Origin of the sequence: Burkholderia sp. Se-20378, from assembly GCF_017104665.1 — a bacterium.
Classification (GTDB): Bacteria; Pseudomonadota; Gammaproteobacteria; order Burkholderiales; family Burkholderiaceae; genus Burkholderia; species Burkholderia lata.
Window position 1 is genome coordinate 1 of record NZ_JAAGPG010000676.1, and the last position, 3,526, is coordinate 3,526.

The 3,526-nt window shown below is 68.5% G+C and carries 3 protein-coding genes; 1 reads left to right on the forward strand and 2 read right to left on the reverse strand.

Going from position 1 to position 3,526, the window contains the following annotated elements; translation table 11 throughout:
* On the forward strand, positions 1 to 1,505 hold a 1,505-nt coding region (locus tag G3N93_RS35900; RefSeq protein ID WP_206135130.1), incomplete at its 5' end, for a HAMP domain-containing sensor histidine kinase.
* Between the two features lie 69 nt (positions 1,506 to 1,574).
* On the opposite strand, the gene G3N93_RS35905 is transcribed toward G3N93_RS35900, so the two are convergent.
* Together G3N93_RS35905 and G3N93_RS35910 are read right to left on the reverse strand one after the other, a co-directional pair.
* Positions 1,575 to 1,904 carry a c-type cytochrome gene (locus G3N93_RS35905; RefSeq protein ID WP_241011978.1) on the reverse strand — a complete coding sequence of 110 codons (330 nt, stop codon included), beginning with the start codon at positions 1,902 to 1,904 and terminating at the stop codon, positions 1,575 to 1,577.
* Between the two features lie 135 nt (positions 1,905 to 2,039).
* On the reverse strand, positions 2,040 to 3,526 hold a 1,487-nt coding region (locus G3N93_RS35910; protein WP_206135131.1), incomplete at its 5' end, for a hypothetical protein.

Below are 3,526 nucleotides of genomic sequence, written 5' to 3' on the forward strand. Positions count from 1 at the left end.
CGCAGGTGCAGGCCGCGCAAGACAGCATGTTCGCGGCCGCCGACGATCTGGCGGCGCTGACCAGCGGCGTGATGGCGGGTACGGCGATGCGCCATCCGGAAACGGCCGGCGCGCTGGTCCTCGCGCGCCTGCTGGGCGACCTGCGCGAATACACCGGCCGGCTCGGCTCGCTGTTCGTCGCGCCGCTGGTCAGGAGCGAGACGCTCGACAACGATCGGCTGGCGCGCATTCTCCAGATGCGCGGGCGCATCGTGCAGCTCCGCGCACTGATTGCCGGCGCGATCGCGCCGCCGCTCGACGACGCGATGCTGTCGAATGACCTGGCGCGGTTGAACGACACGATGGACGGCAGCTTCCTGCCGCTCGTCGCCGCGACGCTGCGCGCGGGCCGCACGGGCGCCTATGCGATGAATGCCGAGGATTTCGCGTCGCGGGTCATGCGGGACCTCGACGCACCGGCGCGGTTGCGCGACCACGTGCTCGACCTCACGCGTGCGCGTGCGGTGGCGCTGCGCGATGCGGCGCGGGTCCGGATGACCTTGTCCGCCGCCGAGGCGGCGTGTTGCATCGCGATCCTGTTCCTGCTCGTGCGCGGCACGCAGCGGACGCTGTCGAAACCGCTCGATGCGCTGACCCGGCGCATCGTCGCGTTGAGCCAGGGCGACGTGTCGCCGATCGTCCGGATTCCGGGCACGAGCCCCGAGATCGGGCACGTGAACGATGCACTGGACGCGCTGCGCGGCGCCTACGTCCATCGCACGCTGCTCGAGCGGCAGCGCAACGACATGCTGACGCTGTTCTCGCACGACATGCGCGCGCCGCTCACGTCGGTCATCGTGCTCGTGAACACGCCTGCCGCTTGCCCGCCCGACTGCACGCTGCGCGAGCGCCTGAACGAGATCGACGGGCTGGCGCGTCATACGCTGGCCATGGCGGACGGCTTCGCGCAGGTGTCGCGGGCGGAGACGGGCGAGTACGCGTCGGAACTCGTCAACGTGGCCGACCTGATGAATCAGGCACGCGACGCAATCTGGTCGCGCGCGCGGGACAAGCACATCGCGGTCGCGGACGTACCGTCGTGCGACGACGCGCTCGTGCACGGCGATCCGGCGCTGCTGTCGCGTGCGCTGGTCAATCTGCTGGGGAACGCGGTCGAATACAGCGCGGCGCATACGCGCATCGAGTGCAGCGTCGAACTGGCGGACGGCGGTGCTTCGGTATGCTGCGTGATCCGCGATTACGGCTACGGGATCGCGGCCGAGGATCAGGCACGCCTGTTCGAGCGTTACCGGCGCTTTCGTCTGCAAGGGCAACCCGACACGAAGGGTGTCGGGCTCGGCATGGCGTTCGCGAAGGCGGTCGTGGACCGCCACCGCGGCGAGATCAGCGTGCGCAGCGCCCCGTGGCAGGGCACGACCGTGACGCTCACGCTGCCCGTGGCCGGCGCATCCGGCCACGCGCACGACCCGGACCGGACGCTGTCGGCCGAACCGGTGCTCGGATGACGCGTGCGGCGGGAGCGGCTGTCGTTGCGGACGCCGCGTAGCGGCGCATTACCGGACTACTTTGCCGGCCTACTTCGCCGGCTGATTCAGCGACATGATCCACTTCGCGAAGCGCGCCGCATCGTCGGCCGAAATCGCATTGGGCGGCATCGTCGCGCTGCCCCATTTGCCGGTGCTGCCTTCGAGCATGCTCTTCTGGAGCTTCGCGATCGCATCGGCATCGTTGCGGTAGTGCGCGGCGATCGCGCGGAACGGCGGGCCGACCTTCGTCGTATCGAGCGTGTGGCAGGCGCGGCAGGTCTGCTCGCTGGCCGAGGTCGCGGCGCGGCAGGGCGTCGAAACCGTCGCGACCGTCGCGAACGCACCCAGCAGCAGCGCGGCGAATGGCTTGAACCTCATCGGGAACATCCTTGAATGTGAACCTGCCGGGTGACCGGCAGGGATCGATGCGAACGGCGCGCGCCGTGGCCGCGTGTTGCTGTGGCCACGGCGCGCGACCCGAGTCGGACGGTCGCCCGTCCGGCCCCGTGCGACTCAACGCGGCGGCCAGGGCTTTACCGGCTTGCCGAGCACGGGCTCGCCGAGCAGCGGCGTCGACAGCGCATACGCGCCGTTCTCGGTGAAGGCCCAGATGATGTTGCGGTCGTACTCGGTGTAGATCGCGAACACGCCCTTGCCGAGCGTATAGGACGGCAGCTCCTTCTCGTCGGCGAGCGCCGGCACGAAGTACCCGGCGATCGTCGGCTTCGCCGGATTCTTCACGTCGTAGATCTGCACGCCCGCGTTGTAGAACGAATACGGGACGATGCCCTGGCGCCACGTGCCCGGCTGGCCGATCGCGTTCGCGCGCTTCGGCCCGAAGTTGCCGCCGCGCTGGCAGAAGCTCGTGAACGGCGCGCCGGCCGGCACTTCCGGAACCGGCAGCTTGGCCGCGACTTTCAGGTGGCTCGGGTCGCGCGCGTCGACGACGAAGATGTCCTTGTACGGCTCGTAGCAGTCGCGGTTCATCGGGTAGCCGTTCGTGAGCACGTAGCCGGTGCGCGCGTACTGGCTCACGTCCGCGTTGTCGAACTCGGTGCCCGCGAAGCTCGGCGGCGTGTTCACGTTGCCGAGGATCTTCGGCTTCGCCGGGTCGCTCAGGTCGAACGAATAGAAGCCGAGGCCGCCCATCGCGCCGAAGCCGATCTTGCCGCCGTTCTCCAGCGGCTTCGGCAGGAAGATCGGGTTGCGCGAGCCCATCCACGACGTGCGGTTGCCGGCGCGCGGATTCATCAGGTACGCCTGCTCGTGTTCCTCGTTGCCGAGGATCTGGCCGGGCACCGCGATTTGCGACATGAACACGGGGTTCGCCGGGTCCGACATATCCCATACCTGGTAACCCGGCGAGTACAGGTAGTTCGGATACTCGGTCAGCGCGTAGCTGTCGTCCGGCGCGGCCGACACGATCATGTACTTGCCGCCGTAGTACTCGGGCGCGTCGAGCGAGCCGGAACCCTGCTGCTGGCCGATCGGCGCGTCGGGATGCCGGTAGTCGGTCGTGCGCGTCGCGATCAGCTTCCACTGGCTCGGCAGCGGGCCGTCCATCTCGTACACGCGGAACCCCTTCAGCGAGTTGTAGTGGCGCTGCGCGGCAACCTTGTCGGGCTGGTCGATCTTCTCGGTCATCAGCCCGTAGCGGCCGATCTCGAACGACGCGACGAGCACCGGCTTGCCGAGCTTGCGGCTCCACGCGATCGTCGCGCCGCCGAGGTAGTCGTGCACGTTGTTCGGATCGAAGTGCTCGCTGGAACCCTTCGGCCCCCACACGCCGCCCTTCGAGAACACGACCTTGCCGTGCGCGGGATCGGTGACGTCCATGATGCGCAGGTAGTCGCGATCGTGGATGTACAGGTAGCGCTTGCCGTCGAAGTCGGCGATGTTGTTCCACGCGTGGAAGGGCGAATCGACGCCCGGGTAGAACGCGAGCACCTTCACGTTCTTCGCGTAGCTCTTGTTGTCCCACGTCGCGAGTTCGCCGGGGA